2 protein-coding genes are annotated in these 1,330 nt (G+C 37.9%); both read right to left on the bottom strand.

What is annotated here, in order from left to right; genetic code table 11:
• Nucleotides 1–58 precede the first annotated feature (58 nt).
• Nucleotides 59–931, bottom strand: a complete 873-nt coding sequence (locus FCJ93_RS24705) for an IS3 family transposase (RefSeq protein ID WP_170211414.1) — start codon at nt 929–931, stop codon at nt 59–61.
• Nucleotides 928–1,218, bottom strand: a complete 291-nt coding sequence (locus FCJ93_RS24700; protein ID WP_170211413.1) for a helix-turn-helix domain-containing protein — start codon at nt 1,216–1,218, stop codon at nt 928–930. Before FCJ93_RS24700 ends, FCJ93_RS24705 begins: the two co-directional genes overlap by 4 nt.
• Nucleotides 1,219–1,330 lie beyond the last annotated feature (112 nt).

Raw genomic sequence — 1,330 nt, 5'->3', positions numbered from 1 at the left:
TGACCGATATATTTGTATGAACATGCACCTGTCAAGTAGACATTTATAAAAACAGTCATTAAGCTGATTTTAATCGATAATTAACAGGGCTCGTTTTTAGTTTTGTTTGAATCCGTTTATGGTTATAATAGTTTATATAGTCAGCTACGGCATCGATGACTTCAACAGCTGTTTGTGGTTGTGTGAAGTGGTACATTTCACCCTTTAAGTGGCCAAAGAAGTTTTCGATACAAGCGTTGTCCCAGCAGTTGCCTCTGCGGGACATGGATTGGGTAATTCCCATCTTTTCTAATCGCTTGATGTAGCTTGGGTTTGTAAATTGGATGCCTTGATCACTGTGTAGAATGGCTCCTTTTTCAAACCCTTTCTTTTTTAATTCATTCAATGCCCGAAAAACGAGCTCCATATCCTGGCTCTGGCCAATAGAATAACATGCGATTTCCCCGTTAAATAAATCTTTAATCGCACACACATACATCCACTTTTGAGCCCCTTTCTTAACCTCTATGTAGGTGATATCGATCACGAATTTTTTCCCTGGTTTGATGGCCTTAAAATGGCGATTTAAAACGTTAGGAATAGTACCGTGTGGTTGCTTCTGGTTTCTGAATCGTTTTTTTCGGATTCTACAGTATAGGCCATACCTGCGCATGATTCTGGATATTCTTTTTTCGTTTACCACTAAATCATACTCTTCCTTTAAGGCTAGTTTGATTCGCTTTCTACCGTAGGTTCCACGATGGTCTTGAAAAATTTTAATGATATAAGGCAAAAGCCCTTCATCTTTTGTATCCTGTACCTTTTCCGCACGTCGCTTCAACCACTTGTAGTAGCCTGAACGTGAAACCTCTGTTAGCTCCACTAACTTTTGAACGGGGTAGGTCGTTGAATGTGCGTGTATAAATGCAAATTGTGCTTCCTTATCATTCACCCCCTTTTCAGATCCAACAACTTTTTTAAGTATTCATTCTCCAGTTTCAGTTTTTCATATTTTTCTTCTAAAGTAGCTTCTTTCATCATCCTTTTTCCTTTGCTTTTACGTCCTCTTGTATCTTCAAGAGCCTTAAATCCACCTTCTCTTACCTTGCGAACCCATTCATTAATCCTTTTATAATTACTAATGTCATACTTCTTGGCCAATTCAGCAGAAGAATGTCCCTCCAAATATAACTCAACTATTTGCTTTTTTACATCAAACGGATATTTTCTCTTCTCCATCTCAATCATTCCTCTCTCTATAACCCTGTACAACCACTATATCATGAATTCGAGAGTGACTGTTTTTCTAAAACTGTCTACTATATAGGGACAATAACAGTATAAAGACCGA

The sequence above is a fragment of the Robertmurraya siralis genome, from assembly GCF_005502275.1.
GTDB lineage: Bacteria > Bacillota > Bacilli > Bacillales > Cytobacillaceae > Robertmurraya > Robertmurraya siralis.
Note: the sequence above shows the minus strand (reverse complement) of the source record. Positions and strands in the feature narration are given on the sequence as shown.